Origin of the sequence: Legionella steelei (assembly GCF_001468005.1) — a bacterium.
In the GTDB taxonomy this organism is placed as follows: domain Bacteria; phylum Pseudomonadota; class Gammaproteobacteria; order Legionellales; family Legionellaceae; genus Legionella; species Legionella steelei.
Map to the genome: position 1 here is coordinate 733,569 of NZ_LNYY01000019.1, position 20,331 is coordinate 753,899.

Consider the following 20,331-nt stretch of genomic DNA (forward strand, 5'->3'; position numbering starts at 1 on the left):
AACGCTTTCTATTCGTGATATCCACGTTCTATTGCTTCAATTTCTTTGATGACTTGTTCGCCATTTCCATCAGTTTTAGTATTAAACCAAGAATCTAAAATCTCTGTCGCTAAATCCTGAGTTAAGAGACGATTGGAGAGGGCCAAAACATTTGCCTGATTCCATATCCTTGCTCCCTTCGCTGTTTGAGCATCAGTGCAAAGTGCTGCCCGTATACCTGGAATTTTATTAGCAACAATCGAAATACCCGTTCCTGTCCAGCAAAAGAAAATACCCTCATCACAAGTACCCTGCCGAATTGCCTCAGCAGCAACCTGCGCAGTTTTGATCCATGATTCACTGTGTCCTGTTTTGATTGCACCAAATGCAACAACCTGATGTCCCAAACGTTCAAGCTCTTGAACAACAAACTCATTAACTGGATAAAACTCATCACTACACACTGCTATTTTCATTAGTTTATTACTCCTTCATAGCCTGGGTGCAACCCGGGATAATTCACCCATCCGACATCAACGCACCAAAGTTATCAAAAATTACTGAATGCCAAACCAGCCACCGGTATCGCCTCCAGCCCAACAAGTATTGTTTCTACATGTATTAATTTTTTGAGAACAGAGGAATTTGAATTTATTTTCTTTACTGATATCCATTCCTTTATATCCCTGAGGCTGGCAAATTCGATCCTCATACTTGCCCCAGACACGAATTTGTCCCATTACATAAATATCTGCTGCCACAGGGTAAACACCTTGATTATGTGAATAACACGCAATATAACAACCAGGCGCCATAGTATAACTGTTATCTGTTGGTAAAAGTGCCTGTTCTGCTCCAGGATAAGGATGATTAATCACTCCATTATTTCCAAGAGTATAAACTGGAAAAGGTGACGGCAATAAAGACTTATTGGGATCCATAGGCTCACCTAGAGCAAAACATGTTGTAATAAATAAAAAGCCAATACTACTCAATAATATTTTTTTCATTTTATTTCCTTAAAGAGAGACTTATCTAAGTATAGGCAAATAAAAAAAACAGGTTTTGTAGGCATACCTTTATAAATGATTGGACTGGTAGTCATGTAACCTTGGTGCAGTGGAATCCCGGATTTTTTTTGGCGTCATCCAGTATCGACCATCGTAATAAAGTACTACCGTGGTGCTCACTCTCTTCTATGAGGAGAGAGAACCTTTGGGAGGGAAGGTGCAGATCCCGGGTTACGGCTTCGCCTTCACCCAGGCTACAAAGTACTACAGAGCGAATAAACTCTATCTTGGTTGGTTTTCAACTCCATTAAAATCAATGTCATAAGTTGAGGCAGGATAAAACCCTTTCCTCACCCTGATCACTCTGCAAAGCACATTGAGCATGATTAGTGTACTTTTCAATCTGAACCATGGATATGCTTTATTTTTTAATACGTCATGTGCTCTTCGGTAATCCTTAACAAAACGGAGCGGATTTTTTAGAAAATACTTGAGGCTGTGAAGCATCATTCCCTGCCCCAGCATATAGGGCTGCATATGCTGCATATTAGGTACATCATACTGGCGTTGCCCACTTAAAATAGAATGCCAGTCAATCTTATCAGTTAGAAGATGAAAACCGCTGGTTACTCGTGGATTACATTCTAAGACGTAAGCATTACCATTCATTAAAATAAAATCAAAAGCAATTTGACCGCTAAATTGGAAGCGTTTGCAAAATGTTTTAATAAACTCAGTAATTGGTTTAATTTCTGCAGGCTCGAAATAAATTCCCGTGGAACGCCCCGCCTGATATTTAGAGTAATAACACGATTGAATTAAAACCTCTCCTTTTTGGGCAATGGCATAAGTACTATACTCTTTTCCTTGAACAAAGTGCTGTGCAATATACGGTTCACTGATTGATAAATTTGCAAGAGTTTTTGGCGCGGGTTTAATGAGCGTGCGCGAGCCAAAACGAGAAAAAACCGGTTTTAAAACAAGTGGGATATCTTTGGGAAGATTTTGTTTGTCCTTATCTGTGTTAATTAACCAACTTTGTGGCGCAGCCAAACCATATTCACTCACAAGTTGGTTAAATTCATATTTATTATGCAGTTGATTCAAACGCTCAAAGGGTTCACAGAATACTTTGGTATGCTTTGATAACTCTTCATGACCTTGGCTGATATGAAAAATCTCTTCGCATGTAGGAATTAAAAGATCAATTTTATATTGAATCACTATGTCTTTTATTGCTTTCAAAAATGCCGCAAGATCATGATTGGGCTTAGGGGTAACAAAATGCTTTTTGACTCCTTTAACACATCGCGCAAGCGGGAACAGCATGCTTTCGGCACTGTAAACCTGGTATCCCTGATTCATGAGGCTACGCATAATATCCATGGTAGCTGGTGCCCTACCACCAGTAATTAAAATGTTCATCTACATCATTCCTTAAAACCAATTACAATTTCCATTCATTTGCTCTTCATATGGTTCCCGCGCATAAAGTGCGAGGCGTAGGCGCTCTCAGCTAGATTATCAACAACCCTAAGTTTTGAGAGACAGTCATAAAAATGATATGGCGTTGGACTCATTAATAGTTGTTCTAATCTTTTGCCAAAGGCAACATGATGTTCAGATAAAATCATGTTTATCAGCATTTCATTAATCATATAAGCCATTTGTATGGAGTCACCTCCCATGTCGCCAAAAGTAGCATGACTATCAATAACTTCAAGAGGTAAAGACAAGGTATTCGCAAATAGTTGACGAATTTTTGCTAATAAATTGTCGTCTTCATCGTGCCTGGAAGAGCTCGATACAGAAACAGGTTTCGGCAATTTATTATAATCTACTTTTCCCTGTACGGTTAAAGGCAGCTCAGCTAAAAAAAAGAAATATTTTGGAACCATGTAAGACGGAAGAACAACTGACAACACACTACCTAAATCAGCTAACTGATTCTTTGAGTTAGCCACTATATATGCAGCAAGTTCATTGTCCACGCACATCACAATCGCTTGCGCTACTCCATCAAGCGCTAATAAGGCATATTCAATTGTAGATAACTCAATACGGTGGCCTCGAATTTTTATTTGCTGATCCTTTCTTCCTAAATAAACAAGTAAGCCATCTCCTCGGTGTTTCGCTAAATCACCACTTCGGTACATACGTTGTCCTGGAAAAAAAGGATCATCCATAAATAGCTGCTGACTCAGTTCAGGTTGATTCAAATACCCTATCCCAACAGAAACTCCTGCAATATAAATTTCTCCCTCCTCTTCAATCTTTACTGGTTTTAATTGGTTATCCAAGCAATAGATACGTGTATTCGCTGTAGGAATACCGATAGGCACACTGCCTTGAAGATCGCTTCCTGCATTATATTGATGAACCATGCAACCTACAGTAGTTTCCGTAGGGCCGTATTCATTAAATATGCGTGCAACAGGTAATTTTTCATTAATTGTTTGAGCCAATATACAAGGAAAGTCTTCACCGCCAACAACCAAAGTTACTTGATGCTCTGACTTCATAGGCAAATTACTTATCATTCTTAGGTGCGATGGAGTGAGCTTTAAAAAATTAATCCTTTGATTGGTTAGAATATCTTTTAATATCAATGAAGTGATGAGCTCAGGCATGAGCCTCATGCTGCCGCCGGTAAGTAATGGCAAATAGACTGTGGTCACGGTTAAATCAAAAGCAATACTAGTAAATAGAGCAGTATGATAAGGTTTATTATTATTTCGGTATGCATCAACTGCCCAAGATAAATAGTTCAGTAATTGCCCATGGTTTATCATAACTCCCTTAGGTGCTCCTGTAGAACCTGAGGTATAGATAATATATGCTAACTGGCTTAAGGAGCTCGTGCATGGCTTGGGTATATTTGTACTCATGATGTCTACTGGAATATGGGTACATAAACCTGAATAATTTAATTCGGCATGCTGCTCATGAACAACTAAATCAGGTTTGGCATCTTCTAATAATGCTAAAACCCAAGCAACAGGTGATTTGATATCAATTGGAATATAAGCAGCACCTAAGTACCAACAAGCCAGCATAGAGCAAATCATATCTTCATTGCGTGGTAAATAAATAGCAACTTTATTCCCACACTGAATACCTAATTCAGAAAAATGACTGGCGATATTCAAAATACGATGTGTCAATTGTTTATAAGTTAGAGTTTGAGTCTTTGAAATTAGAGCATGATCGTTGGGATGTTCTATAGAACGCTCCCATATCTTTGTGAACGTATTTTTTTCTTGAGGATAAGCAATTTGTGTATTGTTATATACAGGCCATAGCGAAGCACAGGAGCGCTTTTCATTTGTAGTAATCTTAGACTCATTAATCAACTTCTTAAATTGACTCGCTAAAAGGATGCATTCTGTTGGTGTGCCATGTTTATTTGATACAGAGAAGCATATTGTTGTTGCATTATGATGTTCCGTGACAATAAGCACAATTGGTGCAATTGGAACATTAATCGGTAAAAAGTAACCATCGATGGCTTTACTGCCCTGTTTTGAATCAAAATCCGCTAAATTAATCGACAATTTAGATACAATCCCAGACATCATGTAGCGATTTTTTTTGTTTTGGTAATAAATCAATGATCTAAGTAATCCCTTTAATAAAGATAAAGGTAAAAAACGTACAAATGCATCATACTTTCCAATCTGCAATTCGTTTTGACTACCAAGTTGTCTCATCATATCACTGAAAATGCTCGACCATGTCGCGCCCTTTGCTGCTTCAACAAAAATAGGGTTTGCAAAATTAGCGGTTGTATTTGCATGAGCAACATGATGGCGCAAATCTACGGGAATCATAAAGCGAGCCTTTTCAGCCCCTAAATTAGCACTAGCAGCTAATAATATTTGACAAATTTTGGCGGTTATTGCATTGATTTTTCCAGGAAGAGTTACTTTATGCCATAGATAATGAGCATGAGTAAGCCCCGTGTTACCTGTTGGCGCGATGCAATCCAATGGGAAATTAGGACGATACTCATTTTTTCTATTTTGTTTAAGAAAGTCATAATCACTCATCAACTGATGTGTGCCAACTAAAGACTCCTTCCTCCATGCCCGAAAAATCTCACTCACCCAGTGATATAAGCCCATACCGTCCATGACACCATGAAAAGCACGGAATACTAAAAAATGGCGTATTCCTTTTATATAGGTAACTTGCGTGGCAGAATGCATAGGATCAAATTTATTGCCATGGAGAAATGGGGCGTATAGTATCTCTTGACCATCCCACTCGTCCTCAATAACACAAACTAGATCAGCATCTTTTGGCACTTCTGAAGCAACATTCCATATCGAATTGCGCCATCTTAAATTTGCTCGCAAATGTATATATGGATTAGCAATGCTTGCTTGAATAATAGCCTGGTTAAGAGAGGAAACATCTACTTCTGAATCCATTTCAAACACTAATTGCAATGAAAAGGAATGATGCATTGCATCGCCAGCAAGATACAATTTCTCACTCGGTGTTATTATACGTTCAAACGTATTTTTATATTGATGTGCCATAAAAGCGAGCTAAAAAAATGAGTTATTTTGCTCATAAATACATAAAATAGAATGATAACTATACATTAAAAACTGTTTCAATACCAAATGATAATCCTCTGAGATCACCGCTTATTGTACAAGGATAAGTCATGGTAGTTTTATCTCTCGATCATCACGTTCATCTTTTTCTGTTTCATGTGGAATAATTTGATGTATTCTTTCCTTAAACTCTAGGAAGTCTTTTTTAAAAGTTGTCAATTGCTTTGCAACATTACTTTGTGTTATCCCAAGCCAACCAAAAAATGTTTTGTTCTGAGCTTTATTAATTGCTTTTTCTATAGAGGGTTTCAGTTCTTCAATTGCTTCTTGATAATTCATATCTCCTGACGCAACATGTTGCCTTAAAGTATAAACCATATTGCTTAACTGCATTATTGCTATCGTTTTTGCATCAAGATCTTTAAAATTAATTTCTTTATATTGGTTGCTTATCAAGTCTCTCCATTTATTACCATGTTTTTCATGCACCAGTGCTCCTTTTAATTTTTCAGCTAATTGGTCAAACTCATAACATCGCGACTCAGACGTTATTTGCTGTAGTATCTTCAAAGGATCGCTGCTTTTTGGATAGTCATCCTGGCAGCAGGTTTTTATAAGTGAGTCATATTGTTTTTGCGGAATTGTATAGCCATCACTTCCAATCTGACGTTCAAAGGTTCCAAACTCTGTTATGCGCTGTGCGTATAGTATCTTTTTTTGAGCATCATAAGGTTCAGAGAGCTCCTGAGGTAATGTTATATTGCGAACATTATTAGCCATAACACCATTAATTTCTTTACAGAATGAGGATAGTTCTTCAATTGTTTCAATTTGGTCTAACTGAGTCATTAATGGCATGTTTTGAAGAATTTTTTTAGCCTTCTCAATTTCAGGTTGTGTTTTTTCATCTAATTGTTGTTCTTTCGTCAAATCTACTAACAAACTCATATCGGCGAGTATAATTTCAACTGCAGATTTTATTCGCTCTTTTGTATTGCGAATATAATAGTCGTCACTAGGCGTCTTATTACTTATACGAATTGATAAATCTCGTTGAATCCCAATTAACTCTGCAATTGGGTTATATTCTTCATAATGTAGAAAAGATGCTTTCTTTAAATTTGTAGGCAGCATCCCAGCAGTTTCTTGATTTGCGTACGTGTTGGCTGAAACCCTTACAATATCATCTCTATCATCTGCATGAACATAAGTCACATCGCTATTGGGATGACTGGCACAAACATCATGTATTTGAAAGTAGGCTAAACGAAACTTCATGTCTCCTGACATTAAATAGGGCTGCCTTACATCGTCCTCCAAAGTTTGCTTTTCTTTTAAGTCAAAGTTATATCCTGGTTTTTGGCCTAAAACACTATCAAAAACAACCCTCTTATTTATTTCAACTGGGGGCGTTATATTTTTTCTTAACGCATTAGCAAAATGCTCAATAGCTCGAAATGCAGATCCATTTTTATTTTTAGGACCATCATCTTGATCTTTTTCTGCAGATGTTCTATTCGATCCAACCATAATAACCACTTTATCGTATCCGTCTGCTCCTTTTTTTACAGAGTCAAAGAGTACTTGATTGGCTTCTACAACTGCTTTTTCATATTCATCTGGGGGAATGTTTTCAGGAGTTTTATATTGTTGCAGAAGTTTTTGATATCGCTCGACGAACAAATGACTCCCTAAACAACCATCAAAATCAATGGAAACGACGAGCACCTTCTCTCTAGGGATTTCTATTCTTTGCTCCACAACAGACACCTTTTAATATTATGCTTTATTTAATTATAGATATATTTATCATCTATCAAATCAAAAATGCACAAAAAGATTTAATTAAGTATTGAGCTGAATCACTACTCTGCAGCAATATTATAAAAAATCTTTTACCTGGTTTCGTTGTGCTACTCCCAGGCTATAAAGATAATAAAACTCTGTTGTAGATTTTAAACACTTATGATGATTTTCTGCGTTGCATAATTTGCGAAAAGAATTCAGGCTTATTCAAACCCATCGATGCAAAAATTTGAGGCACCCTATCCCAAGAACCCTCTTCCTCAATGCTTGCGACAATTAGCTCAAAACCAGCCTTTTTGTCAGGTTCTAAGCCCCAACCATTAATATAACAGAGCCCTCTTAATCGTTTTGCAGCGATATGATTTAATGCTATTGCCGCTGACAAATATGCATGCGCCTCTTCAAAAAGTTGATTGCATTTCTTCAGATTTGTTTCACTTTTAAAAACGCCCTCTTTTTCCAAATTTTGTCTGAATTTTGCTTCTTCAAGGGTCATTTGTCCTATTTGAAAATTAGCCTCCGCATCATCCAATCCGGCAGCAGCCCTATAGCATTCCTGATACATTAAACTCGCATAAGGAAACTTTTTATTTCCTTTTAACTTGCTGTAAATGGATGCTAATTCAAAATAGTAGCCAATTTCTTTTTTTAGCATTTCATCTCCGGGTTGATTGTTTACCCGATTCGCCTGCATCACTTTTATTTTCTTATTAAGTTTTTTAATTTTCCAACGTTTTAAATAGGCCATAACCTCTCCTGCCATTTGCTATGATGTTGCCTGGATAAGATATTGCAATAAAAAAATCACAAGCACAATGAGAATCATTAAACCAAGAATCTTTAACCCCAAACCAGCGGATTCTTTTATTTCTTTGCCAATTTGTTTGGTGGGAGGATTTTCTTCTTCCTCTTCAACTTTCAACTCTGATTTATAAAGATTGTTATCTATATGATTAGATACAAAATAGGAAATTAATCCAGTGATCATGCTCGGTACAAAAAATATAAGCCAAACAATAAGCTTACTGGCTCCAACAGTATAGTTATATTCATCCTGTAATGAACCCAAAAGATCTAAAACAATAGCGGGGACATTATAGTTTAATCCCCAAGCAAGATAGGGCAAAATATATAAGCTAAAGAAAAACAAGCCCAGGCAAAGAACCAAACAAATCATGCCTAAAATATAGAGTTTACTATTACTGCCAAATCGATCTTGTTCCATATTAACCCTAAAAGTATCCTTTTATTAAATTTAAGATAGCAGATGGATCTAAATAAGTACACTTACTGGTGATATTAACTAATTCATTTTAAAATATAATATAGATAAATTATTTTTTAAGGCAACACATGAAACGTTATGTTTTTATGATTTCCGATGGTACAGGGATTACAGCTGAAACCTTTGGCCACAGTTTAATTACCCAATTTGAAAATATAAAATTTGAAAAGCTCACCATCCCCTATATTGACTCCTTAAAAAAAGCGGAAGTTGCAGTGCAACAAATTAACCATGCATTTGAGGAACAAGGAATCAAACCCTTAGTATTTATGACGCTGATTGACCCAGAGATCAGAAATTACATTAAAAATGCAAATGCCCGTGTATTTGATTTATTTAATACATTTATTGGTCCTATGGAAGAAGAGCTTAATGAAAAATCTTCTTACACCGTTGGAAGAACCCATGGAGTGGGCAACAGCAAATTGTACTTGCACCGACTCGAGGCAATCGATTTTGCGCTCTCTCATGATGATGGCGTCAAAACACGTGGATATGACAAAGCAGATATTATTCTTATTGGCGTTTCGCGATGTGGTAAAACACCCAGTTGTTTGTATATGGCGCTCCAATATGGAATTTTAGCCGCTAATTACCCATTTACTGAAGAAGAAATTTTCGGCTTTAAGTTACCTGATGTACTAAAACCATATAAAAATAAACTTTTTGGATTAACTATTGATCCACAACGTTTACAACACATTAGAGCAGAGCGCAGACCAAACAGCAAATACGCCTCATCTGAGCAATGTCGTCTCGAAGTACATGAAGTGGAAGCGATGTATCAAAAAGAAAAAATTCCTTACATTAACTCGACGAAATACTCTATAGAAGAAATATCAACCAAAATACTTGCTGCCTCAGGCTTACAACGAAAAATATAGTTCATAGTAGCCTAGATGAAAGTCTCAATGATCAAAATCCAGGCTACACTACATTATTTCGGAATGCTCGGAAAATCCGCATCACAATCATACCGATTATCATTTGCTAAGAAAGTTTTGCAACTTTGACTAATAGTATATTTCACCGTGGCAGCGTCTGGTACGGCAGTATTTTGCTTCGAGTACATTTGCCAAATAATAACGCCTCCACTGTCTTTTTGCTGGTCAAGAATTTTGTTAACTAATTGATTGGTTAGCTGTAATTGTCCGTTTACATTTTTAGGATAGGCTGGTTGATTTACTTGAAATCCAAATTGTATTTTTGTATTAATATTATATTTAGCAGGTAAAAAGGTTACTTTTCCAGTATTATCGATTGTTAGACTGGGTTTACTCTCACTCTCTGCTTTTAACCAATTCGTATAATCTTTCATATATGCACTGACTTGACCTGGCAAATCCAAAGGTCCATCGGCGTAAGGTGCGCATACAACTGGATTATCACCGCACAAGTCATAAGTCATTACGCCCATACTATCAAAACGTGACGCGAGCGCTTCATCTTTATTTATAAGGTTATACCATAGTCCTTTCAAATTTCCCCTCCACCAAAGGCCACCCTTTGTATAAATATCAGGAAATTTGTCTCCATATACGAAGCCCGTAATTGGCCGAGCCCCACCAGGAGGCGCTGCTACAGCAAATTTAAGGTATTTAGCCCCTGGATCATCCATTATTGCGTGCAAAATAGCATCAACTTTATCAATTGTTTTAGGCATAACATAAGAAGAACCAGAGTTTATCCCATATTTCATGAGATTATTATAAGTTGGTCCCCCCGCATTAAGTATCCTTTGAGCTATATCAGTTGACCATTCACCACCTGAGCTTGGTCCCCAATTTAGCGCATATTGATCCGCATGCCAAAACTCCTCATAGTCAAAATCAATACCGTCTACCCCTAAATCATTAGCCAATTTTACTATATTTGCATATGATGTTTTTGCCTTAGAAGCCTGATCTGGAACAGTCGGGTCAGGAAACCAATCATAAAGGAACTGATTTCCAGCTGCAGGACGAGGCCCGCAATTTTCTTGTACTTCATCAAAGTTACAACTGTAATTCCATCCACCAATAGAGAGAAAGGTTTGAATTTTTTTTTCTTTAGACAACTTGATCGCTGCTTTTAATGCATTAAAAGCTTGAGCACCTTTTCCATCGTGATCTGTAAAATAGCCCAGTATCCCAGTATCAGCAAGGCTACCAGTCTGATAATCAATTAATGTTGGCCGAACAAATGAAAAGATAACTCGATTAAAATTTGCTTTTCGAAGTTTAGTCAAATCATCAACATATTGTTGAAGCTGTTCAGCATTATCTATAAGCAAATATACAGAGACAATTTTTTCATTGCCTGCTTCATGAGGGTTAATTAAAGATGCATGTGCAACAAAAGTAGAAGATCCCAACATCAATGTTGTATATAAAACAGAGATATATATCTGTTTTAATCTCATAACCTCTCCCTGAATATTCACGAGATACCTGATTAAATTATATACATTTAATTGGGATAAGCAAAAACAGGAAAATTGCACTAAATAATTGAGGTTGATTATCACGCATTTTTGCCTCGGGAAATTATCCCGAGGACATAAGTAGACTACTTAAAACGAACTAAGTTACAACCCATAGTTGCATAAAGTCATCTACTTTCATTGCGGCAAGTGCATTTGTATCACTCATCGCATGCATAATACGTTCAACATGATCTGTAGAAAACTGTGTGTTTAAGTTCTTCTTAAATTTAGACAATAAAACAGGGATCCCTTCCTCACGTCTGCGTTTGTGGCCAATTGGGTATTCCACTGTGATTAAATCACTTTCAGTTCCATCTTTAAAAATTATCTTAATGCTGTTTGCAATAGAGCGCTTCTCGGGATCATGGTAATCACGAGAAAAACGTTCATTTTCAGTGACATGCATTTTCTCACGTAATGCATCAATGCGCGGGTCAGCAGCAACATCATCTTCATAATGTTCAGCCTTTAAGTCGCCAAATAATAAACCTATGGCAACCATGTATTGTAAACAATGATCTCTATCTGCTGGGTTATGCAAAGCGCCCTGCTTACTAATGATGCGAATCGCTGATTCATGTGTGACCAAATCAATTCGAGCAATATCATCAAATCGGTGTTTCACTATAGGATGTAACATTACAGCACACTCAACAGCAGTTTGTGCATGAAACTCAGCAGGATACGATAATTTAAATAAAACGTTTTCCATAACATAACTGTCGTACTGACGTTGGAATTTAAAGACTTTATTTTCAAAAAGAACATCATAAAAACCCCATTTGGGGGCACTTAAAGCACTTGGATAACCCATTTCTCCTGCTTGAGCAATTAACGCCAATCGCACAGCTCGCGAAGTAGCATCTCCTGCCGCCCATGATTTTCTTGACCCAGCATTCGGAGCATGTCTGTAGGTTCTCAAACTTTGGCCATCAACAAAAACCTGAGACAAAGTTCGTAACATCGTGTCTCTGTCCGCGCCAAACAATTGAGCAGCAACGGCCGCGCTAGCGATCTTAACTAGAAATACGTGATCCAATCCAACTCGATTAAAACTGTTTTCAAGAGCGAGACAACCTTGAATTTCATGTGCCTTAATCATTGCGGTAAGTACATCTTGCATTAAAATGGGCGCTTTGCCTTTGGCACAATTTTGCCGACACATATAATCTGCAACAGCAAGGATAGCACCTAAATTATCAGAAGGATGTCCCCATTCCGCTGCAAGCCAGGTATCATTAAAGTCGAGCCAACGTATCATAGCCCCAATATTAAAAGCAGCCTGTATGGGATCTAACTCATATGATGTGCCAGGAACACGTGCTCCACCAGTAAGCGTAGCTCCGGGAACAACTGGGCCTAAAAGTTTAGTACATTCAGAGAAATTTAACGCAAGAATGCCACAACCCAACGTATCCATGAGACATAAACGTGCTGTTTCATATGCTAAAGCGCTATCAATTTTTTTATTTAATACATAATCTGCTATATCAATCATAACCTGATCGTAATCAGGTTTAATATTATCTTCTACATAACTGTGCATAATAACCTCTTGTGTGCGTTGTTTATTAGACGATATTTTCTTATCGATTAAAAATCCCTGCGCTCACTCATTTGAGGGCGGGCTTATTAATTCTAATCAACACCTCATCCATCTAAGCTCCTGCTCCCACTGAAGGAGAAGGACTATAGATTAAGTATTACCCTCTCGTTTCAATAGCTGGGAATTTTTGAGGCTCAGGTCCAGTATATTCAGAAGTAGGTCTTATCAACTTATTATTTGCTCTTTGCTCAAACACATGAGCTGACCATCCTGTAATACGCGACATAACAAAAATCGGAGTGAATAAAAACGTAGGGATGCCACAATAGTGGTATGCTGAAGCACTATAAAAGTCCAGATTTGGGAATAGTTTTTTCTCATTCCACATCACTTCTTCAATACGTTCTGAAATGTGATATAACTGAAGGTCTCCTTTCTCCTCGCCTAAGCGAAATGACCATTTTTTTATAATGTCAGAACGGGGATCACTCGTTGTATACACACGATGGCCAAAACCCATGATGAGTGCTTTATTACTCAACATTTTTTTCAACTCAGTTTCTGCTTGGTCAGGGCTATTAAAACGTTCTATAAGCTCCATTGCTGCTTCATTAGCCCCTCCGTGTAAAGGACCACGTAATGTGCCGATTGCACTTGTAATTGCAGAATAGAAATCAGCAAGTGTTGCCGCAGTGACACGCGCAGCAAAGGTGGATGCATTGAACTCATGCTCCGCATATAAAATTAAGGATACATTCATCATCTGCGCTTCTAATTTACTAGGCTTACGGCCATGTAATAAAGCAAGAAAATGCGCGCCAGTGGTTTCTTCATCACTTAAACCAGATATCTCTTTATTATGGAAATGCCATGCATACCAGTAACACATCATTCCTGGAAATATAGCCAGCAAACGATCTGCAACATGCTTTTCCTGAGAAAAATTATCTTCAGGCTCAATGGTTCCCAAGAAAGAACACCCTGTTCGCAACACATCCATAGGATGAGTGTTTTTAGGAATTAGTTTAAGAACAGTCTTTAAACTTTCTGGTAATGCTCTCAAACCAGTCAATTTTTTTGTATATGCATCTAGTTCTTTTTGAGTGGGTAGTTTCCCATAGAGCAGTAAATAAGCTACTTCTTCAAACGTGGCATACTCTGCTAAATCATCAATTGAATAGCCTCTATAATTTAAACCCTTACCTGCTAGCCCAACTGTACAAATTGCGGACTGTCCCGCAACAACACCGGCTAAACCGCCGCTTTTAACACTCATTGTCTTCCTCCATCAATTGGTCTAGTTTTTGTTCGTATTGATAATAACCAAGTACCTCATATAATTCTTCGCGGGATTGCATTGTATCCAACAAGGATTTTTGTGTTCCATCCTGAAGAATTGTCCTATATGTATTTAAAGCAGCTTGTGACATTGCTCTGAATGCACTTAATGGGTATAAAATTAGTGATACGCCAACGTGTTTCAGCTCATCCCGGCTAAACAAAGGGGTTTTACCAAATTCAGTGATGTTCGCCAACACCGGCACCTTCACTGCTTGTGTAAACGTTTGATACTCATCAAGACGAGTCATCGCCTCAGGAAATATCATATCAGCCCCCAATTCAACACAAAGCAATGCTCTTTCGATCGCAGCGTCCATACCCTCAACAGCATAAGCATCTGTTCTCGCCATAATGACAAAATCAGGATCTCGGCGTGCATCCACTGCGGATTTAATTCGATCCCCCATTTCTTTCATAGAAACAATAGCTTTATTAGGCCTGTGCCCACAGCGTTTTGCCAATACTTGATCTTCAATATGTATGGCTGCAACCCCTGTTTTCTCCATGAGTTCCACTGTTCGGGCTATATTAAATGCATGGCCCCATCCAGTGTCCACATCAACAAGTAGTGGTAGAGAACAGGCTTCTGTAATTCTGCGTGCATCTTCAAGCACCTGCGATAGATTAGTCATTCCCAAATCAGGTAGGCCATAAGAGGCATTTGCAACCCCTGCTCCAGAAAGATATATTGCTTTAGCACCCGCAAATTGCGCAAGCATAGCGGAATAAGCGTTGATAGTACCCAATATGGGCAATGGTTTATTTTCTTTGATTATCTGTTTGAAGACTTTGCCCATGGAACTTGCCATTAGCTCTCACTCCTTGATCTTAATATGATAAGTAAACCAACGTAACTGGATCAGCGGAAACGCAACCCGAGTTTCTCATATGAACTCATGTCCTCTGCTTCGTCCCAGCCACAGGTTTAGTATTATGCTCCAATGAGAATTTCATCTCAATCGATTTTAATAGCACCACGAATTATATTTTTACGCAAGAAGCGCGCAGGTGATAAAGCCTGTTGTAAATTTCTTGGTAAGCAGCCTATTTCATTATTAATCATCGATGCGAGCCACTCTGCACATAAAGGAATGGTCGTAAGGCCTCGAGAACCAAAACCAGCACAAGCATAAAGCCCAGGATAATAAGGCCCTGCCTGGGCAATCCAACGTTTTGCATTCGTTTCCAATGATGCAAATTGCTGCATAAATTGTTCAGCCATAGCAATTTTACCTACTAAAGGAAGATAATCAGGTGTTGAAGCTCTCACTCCAGCCCAATGATTTTTTACCTCCTCAGACCATAGAATCTCAGGCGCTAGTTGCCTAAGCTTTGCTAAATTAATTTGATCATCATGTGATTTAATTTGTGACTCTGCTGTTTTTAACTCATATGTGGCACCTAATTGATGCATTCCGTTAAGAGACGGAAGAACATGACCATCACCACATAGGGGTAATTTTAAGCGAACACTTTGCTCTGTTGATAAAATCGCTGTCATTTGACCACGAATAGGCTTAACAGGTAGATGCTCCGTTTCTTTAAATGAATTAATTTTATAGCCATTAGCCAAAATGAGTACTTCAGCTTCTAAATTATTCACTATCCAGCGCTTATCAAAAACCAGGTGGTTTACTGAACTATTTGTTACTAAAGAAATACTTTCTCTATTTACTAAAAACTGACATAATTCTGGAGAATTAATCCATCCTGATAAAGGAATATATAATCCAGGCTTGTCTAGCAAAAATCCAGCCAAATCAGAGGCTTGTTGTGTATCGACGAGAGAGCCCAGCTCTGGATAATGGGCTAACCAGGAATGTAAACTAGACTGCGCTAACTTTTCCTTGTCAGAGTATGCAAGTAATAGAGAACCACACAACTCACCAATCTTTGTTTGCTTTAAAATGCGTTGATAAACTTGCGTGGCATACAAGAATGCTGCGAGCATAAATTGGGTTAATGGTGAATGATATGCAGAAAGCTTGGGGAATAAAACTGCTTGCTGATTTGCTGATCCACTCTTACCTACCTGCCCCAGTTCATCAATAAGAGTAACATTCCAGCCTCGTTTATTAAGTGCATATGCAGTAAAACAACCCGCCAAGCCAGCGCCTAAAATAACAGCAGACTTGCTGGAGTGTTTTTCAGGTATACTCACATGCCAAGGTGTATGTCGTTTTGCTGTTTTTTGTTTTGAGCCTTGTACAAAATACGCACAAATCATGTGGCGTTTTTGTCCAAACCCTTTTCTTTTTTCGACGGCAAATCCATTTTGGTTTAAGTTGGTTTTAACAGAACCAGCAGCTGTATAGGTTGCTAGAGTGGTATGCTCTTTAGACAGCATAGCAATTATTTTAATTAAAGCATCTGACCACATACTTTTATTTTTAGAAGGAGCAAAGCCATCTAGAAACCATGCATCGACAAAAGTTGTTCTGAGCTGCTTTTCAAGTGAGGGTTCACCACAAATTAATAGCTGTTCGTAGCACTCCAGCGCATCTCCTAACATTAATGTTAAAGTTACCCTGCCCTCGCAAAATGACAAGTGATGATATCCTGGAGTCAATACAGGGTAACTTGCTATAAGTTGCTGAGCTTGTATTGCTAATTGTGGCCAGAATGCAAGCCCTTTTGTTAAATCAGTAAGAGATAAAGGATGCTTTTCACATGAAATGAAATGTAATTGGCAGGATTTAGGAGCATATTGTTCCCATAAACTCCAACTTACAAGAAAATTTAAACCGATTCCAAAACCTGTCTCTGCAATAGTAAATGTTTGTGGTTTGTCATTAGAAAACAATTGCCAACGCTTAATAAGATCATTGCCATCAATAAACACATGAAGTGCTTGATTTATTCCTCCATCAGAAGAATGGTACACATCATCATATCGCTTAGAGAAAGGCAGAGCCCCATGCCAATCCAGCTCGGCCTTATTAATAGGTACAAAAAAATTACTCACATACAACCACTCGATTCGTAGCCATCCCTTTAGCCTGTTGTAATTCAGTTAGCTTTTTTTCCCGAATTAGCTCTCGTAACTTAGGCACTAGAATAAAAAGTACAATTGAAGAAGCAATTGCAAATAATCCTAGCATTAAAAACACATGGCTATAGCCACTATTAGTTACTAACGGTGAAACACTGTCTTGCCCTTCTATCATCAAGTTCGAGCTATAGCTCGACAAAGTTGCTCCAACACCTGAGTTGAGCATCCACATTCCCATCATCACACCCTGCAATGATGAAGGAGCCAAAAATCCTATCATAGCATAACCAATTGGAGATATTAAAAGCTCACCAATACTCTGTAGAATATAACTAATAATAATCCAGCTGGGATTCACTAATCCTTCATAATTAGCGTACGTTATGCCAATGGGCAGTATCACAAAAGCAATTCCAATAAAGAGTAATGCCAGTGCAAACTGAGTAGGAATATTAATTTGTACTCCATTTCTGCGCATTCTTTGCAACAGTATCCCTAATAATGGACCACCAATGACTATGGCTACCGTATTAATATTTTGGAACCATTGTGGTGGAATAATCCAACTCGCATACTCTCGTTGCACATTATGATCAATAAAGAAAGTAAGTCCCATAGGCGCTATTTGGTAGAGCATCCAAAAAACAGTCCCTACAATCATAAGCACGGCAAAAGCAACCATTTTATCTCTGGCTTCTTTAGCTGATTGTTGTTTTGCCAAATACAATATTAGTCCGAGCATGGCCACACCGGTCACTAGGACGAGTTTTTTAGCCCACTCAGCATATTGCAACAGTTCACTTAACAAGAAAGGGAGTACTATAATCAGCACACACCCTAAAAGAACAGCTCTTTTTTGAGAAGGCTTATCTTTTTTAGAAAAAAATGTTTCTTTATCTGCTAATTGATTCCAGCAATACAAACAAATGATCAAAGCAATTAAATTCCCTAAGCTGCTCAGTAAAAAAAGTCGCTCATAATTCTGGGTGAGTTGAAACACGCCACTCAAGCTAAAGCCAACAAAAAAGCCAATATTCATTCCCGCATAATTCATCAGAAAAGCGGTCTCTCGGCGCGTGTCCTCTGGGGCAAAACGTTGGGTTAGCATACAATTTAAACAGGTTACATTTAAACCCGATCCAGTTAAAAAAGCGGCCAAACCATAATAAAGAAACGAAATATCCCCAAACGATAATAAGACACAGCCTATAATTTGTGCCACCATTCCCGCACAAAATAACGCCCGATTAGAGAGCAAACGCCCACCCCAAAAACCGCCAAGTAAATGTAAGCCATAATTAAATGCAATAAAGACACCCATGATGTTGTTGGCAGTGCTAATTTGCAGTCCCAGCTTTCCTTTCATATACAAAACAAGCGTAGAATAAAGAACACTAAAACTTAAAGTAGAAACAATCTGAATAAAAAAAAGAGGAACAATTCCTTGTGGCATTGATTTAATGAATTCCTTTTTATTTGTCATTACCGACATCATATGACTTCCTTGTTAATTCAAGACCGTCTTTGAATATGACATGTGAAAAAATTACTGTCTAGTACCTTTAAATATTTATTTTTTTACCGTTTTATACGCCATAATTGTAGTTTAGATCGCATGACTGTAGCCTTGACGCAGCGCAGCGGATCGCAGTTTTTTGGGCTCTAAATTGCCACCTTAATATCGGTTTCCGCTATACTGTAGCCAGGCTACGAAATGCTCAGTCTATCCTTGTTCTTTTTTCAATTGTCTCAGAACTTCCTCTGCAGCGATTTGAGTTTTAGCAATTTCATTTGCCCCATGTGCGCTGGAAACAAATCCTGCCTCATACATAGAAGGAGCGAAATAAACGCCTTTTTCTAACATCCCATGATAGAATTTTTTAAATAAAACCTCATCGGATGCAGCAATATCAGCATAATCTGCAATGTGGGTTTTCTCTGTAAAACAAAAACCAAACATGCCACCTAATGAAGCGGTAAAAAATGGAATATTTAATGTTTCAGCAACAGAAGCTAAGGCTTGCGTTAACGCTTGTGTCGTTTGGCTTAGCTTGTCAAAAAATCCAGTTTTTTCAATTTCAGATAACGTTGCAAGACCAGCAGCCATAGCTAGAGGGTTTCCAGAAAGTGTTCCTGCTTGATAAACAGGGCCTTCAGGCGCTAAAAAGGACATTACGTCTGCTCTGCCACCTAAGGCACCTACAGGCATACCACCACCAATAACTTTACCAAGAGTCGTAATATCAGGAGTGATTCCGAATATACCTTGAGCTCCAGTTAATCCAACTCTAAAACCAGTCATTACTTCGTCAAAAATCAATAAGGCATTATATTGATCACATAATTGTCGTAACCCTTGCAAAAACTTTAGATCTGGCAAAACAAACCCCATATTCCCTGCAACTGGCTCTAATATTACCGCAGCAATATCATCAGGGAATTTTGCAAATAGTTGTGCAGTTTGCTCTAAATCATTGAAATTTGCAGTTAGAGTATGCTCTGTAATACTTTGTGGAATTCCTGGGGTTGAAGGGATACCTAAGGTAAGAAGACCTGAACCTGCCTTAACAAGTAAGCTATCACTATGTCCATGATAACAGCCATTAAATTTTATAAATTTATTTTTCTTAGTGACGCCACGGGCCAAACGAATAGCAGTCATTGTTGCTTCGGTCCCAGAATTCACCATTCGTACTTTTTCAATTGAAGGGATTAACGAGATAATTTTTTCGGCCAATTGCACCTCAAGCTCCGTAGGTGCACCAAAACTCATACCACTGTGAAGCACTTTATTTACAGCTTCAATCACAACAGGATGACAATGTCCAAGGATTAATGGCCCCCAAGACCCAACATAATCAATGTACTCTTTATCATCTACATCCAGAAGATAAGCACCCTTACCTTGCTTGAAAAAGATAGGATCACCACCAACACCTTTAAAAGCTCTAACGGGCGAATTAACCCCTCCAGGAATGAGTGTCTGGGCTTGATGAAATAAATCTGTTGAACGCGTCATAAAAATCTCCGTAATTTTGCGATATAATATCACAGACATTCCTAAAAATTGGCAAAATAAAGCGGTTTATCTTTACATCGAAGCTTACAATAGCTAAATTACGCCATTTTTATAACGAGTATTATTATGCAAGAATATAAAAAATTTATTTGTGTCATTTGTGGCTTTATTTATGATGAAGCTGAAGGATGGCCTGAGGATGGAATTGAACCAGGTACACGTTGGGAAGATGTCCCAGAGAATTGGTTTTGTCCAGATTGTGGTGCCGGTAAAGAAGATTTTGACATGGTAGAAATGGAATAAGATTCTACCTATTATCATGCA

The 20,331-nt window shown here is 38.0% G+C and carries 16 protein-coding genes; 2 read left to right on the plus strand and 14 right to left on the minus strand.

The annotated features are described in order from the left end of the window. Positions 1-8: 8 nt before the first annotated feature. The 7 genes from Lste_RS07400 to Lste_RS07430 all read right to left on the minus strand — a co-directional run bounded on the left by Lste_RS07400 (position 9) and on the right by Lste_RS07430 (position 8,585). Positions 9-455: an RpiB/LacA/LacB family sugar-phosphate isomerase gene (locus Lste_RS07400; RefSeq protein ID WP_058510406.1), complete on the minus strand. Its 447-nt coding sequence runs from the start codon at positions 453-455 to the stop codon at positions 9-11. 81 nt (positions 456-536) lie between these two features. Further along, entirely contained in the window at positions 537-989 is a 453-nt protein-coding gene (locus tag Lste_RS07405; protein ID WP_058510407.1) for a hypothetical protein, read from the minus strand. Between the two features lie 282 nt (positions 990-1,271). After that, a complete protein-coding gene (locus tag Lste_RS07410; RefSeq protein ID WP_058510408.1) occupies positions 1,272-2,414 on the minus strand; it encodes an ATP-grasp domain-containing protein in 1,143 nt (380 codons plus the stop codon). Between the two features lie 35 nt (positions 2,415-2,449). Beyond that, positions 2,450-5,533, minus strand: a complete 3,084-nt coding sequence (locus Lste_RS07415; RefSeq protein WP_058510409.1) for a non-ribosomal peptide synthetase — start codon at positions 5,531-5,533, stop codon at positions 2,450-2,452. 129 nt (positions 5,534-5,662) lie between these two features. Beyond that, entirely contained in the window at positions 5,663-7,315 is a 1,653-nt protein-coding gene (locus Lste_RS07420; protein WP_058510410.1) for a hypothetical protein, read from the minus strand. Positions 7,316-7,517: 202 nt separating this feature from the next. Then, complete coding sequence (locus Lste_RS07425; protein WP_058510411.1) at positions 7,518-8,108, minus strand: SEL1-like repeat protein; 591 nt, start codon at positions 8,106-8,108, stop codon at positions 7,518-7,520. Positions 8,109-8,126: 18 nt separating this feature from the next. Continuing rightward, positions 8,127-8,585, minus strand: coding sequence for a hypothetical protein (locus Lste_RS07430; RefSeq protein ID WP_058510412.1), 459 nt, complete (start codon positions 8,583-8,585; stop codon positions 8,127-8,129). A gap of 128 nt (positions 8,586-8,713) precedes the next feature. Here Lste_RS07430 and ppsR point away from each other — a divergent pair, with 128 nt between their 5' ends. Continuing rightward, positions 8,714-9,529: a posphoenolpyruvate synthetase regulatory kinase/phosphorylase PpsR gene (gene ppsR, locus Lste_RS07435; RefSeq protein WP_058510413.1), complete on the plus strand. Its 816-nt coding sequence runs from the start codon at positions 8,714-8,716 to the stop codon at positions 9,527-9,529. A gap of 53 nt (positions 9,530-9,582) precedes the next feature. Here the strand turns inward: ppsR and Lste_RS07440 are convergent, their stop codons facing one another. The 7 genes from Lste_RS07440 to hemL all read right to left on the minus strand — a co-directional run bounded on the left by Lste_RS07440 (position 9,583) and on the right by hemL (position 20,007). Continuing rightward, complete coding sequence (locus Lste_RS07440; protein WP_058510414.1) at positions 9,583-11,046, minus strand: glycoside hydrolase family 18 protein; 1,464 nt, start codon at positions 11,044-11,046, stop codon at positions 9,583-9,585. Between the two features lie 160 nt (positions 11,047-11,206). After that, on the minus strand, positions 11,207-12,655 hold the full coding sequence (locus Lste_RS07445; protein WP_058510415.1) for a bifunctional 2-methylcitrate dehydratase/aconitate hydratase: 1,449 nt from the start codon (positions 12,653-12,655) through the stop codon (positions 11,207-11,209). 157 nt (positions 12,656-12,812) lie between these two features. After that, positions 12,813-13,931 carry a bifunctional 2-methylcitrate synthase/citrate synthase gene (gene prpC / locus Lste_RS07450; protein WP_058510416.1) on the minus strand — a complete coding sequence of 373 codons (1,119 nt, stop codon included), beginning with the start codon at positions 13,929-13,931 and terminating at the stop codon, positions 12,813-12,815. Beyond that, a complete protein-coding gene (gene prpB, locus Lste_RS07455) occupies positions 13,921-14,805 on the minus strand; it encodes a methylisocitrate lyase (RefSeq protein ID WP_058510417.1) in 885 nt (294 codons plus the stop codon). Before prpB ends, prpC begins: the two co-directional genes overlap by 11 nt. A gap of 146 nt (positions 14,806-14,951) precedes the next feature. After that, positions 14,952-16,961, minus strand: a complete 2,010-nt coding sequence (gene mnmC / locus Lste_RS07460) for a bifunctional tRNA (5-methylaminomethyl-2-thiouridine)(34)-methyltransferase MnmC2/FAD-dependent 5-carboxymethylaminomethyl-2-thiouridine(34) oxidoreductase MnmC1 (protein ID WP_058510418.1) — start codon at positions 16,959-16,961, stop codon at positions 14,952-14,954. Next, positions 16,954-18,480, minus strand: coding sequence for a peptide MFS transporter (locus tag Lste_RS07465; protein WP_058511681.1), 1,527 nt, complete (start codon positions 18,478-18,480; stop codon positions 16,954-16,956). Before Lste_RS07465 ends, mnmC begins: the two co-directional genes overlap by 8 nt. Positions 18,481-18,711: 231 nt before the next feature. Beyond that, positions 18,712-20,007, minus strand: coding sequence for a glutamate-1-semialdehyde 2,1-aminomutase (hemL, locus tag Lste_RS07470; RefSeq protein ID WP_058510419.1), 1,296 nt, complete (start codon positions 20,005-20,007; stop codon positions 18,712-18,714). Between the two features lie 126 nt (positions 20,008-20,133). Here hemL and Lste_RS07475 point away from each other — a divergent pair, with 126 nt between their 5' ends. Further along, a complete protein-coding gene (locus Lste_RS07475; RefSeq protein WP_058510420.1) occupies positions 20,134-20,310 on the plus strand; it encodes a rubredoxin in 177 nt (58 codons plus the stop codon). Positions 20,311-20,331 lie beyond the last annotated feature (21 nt).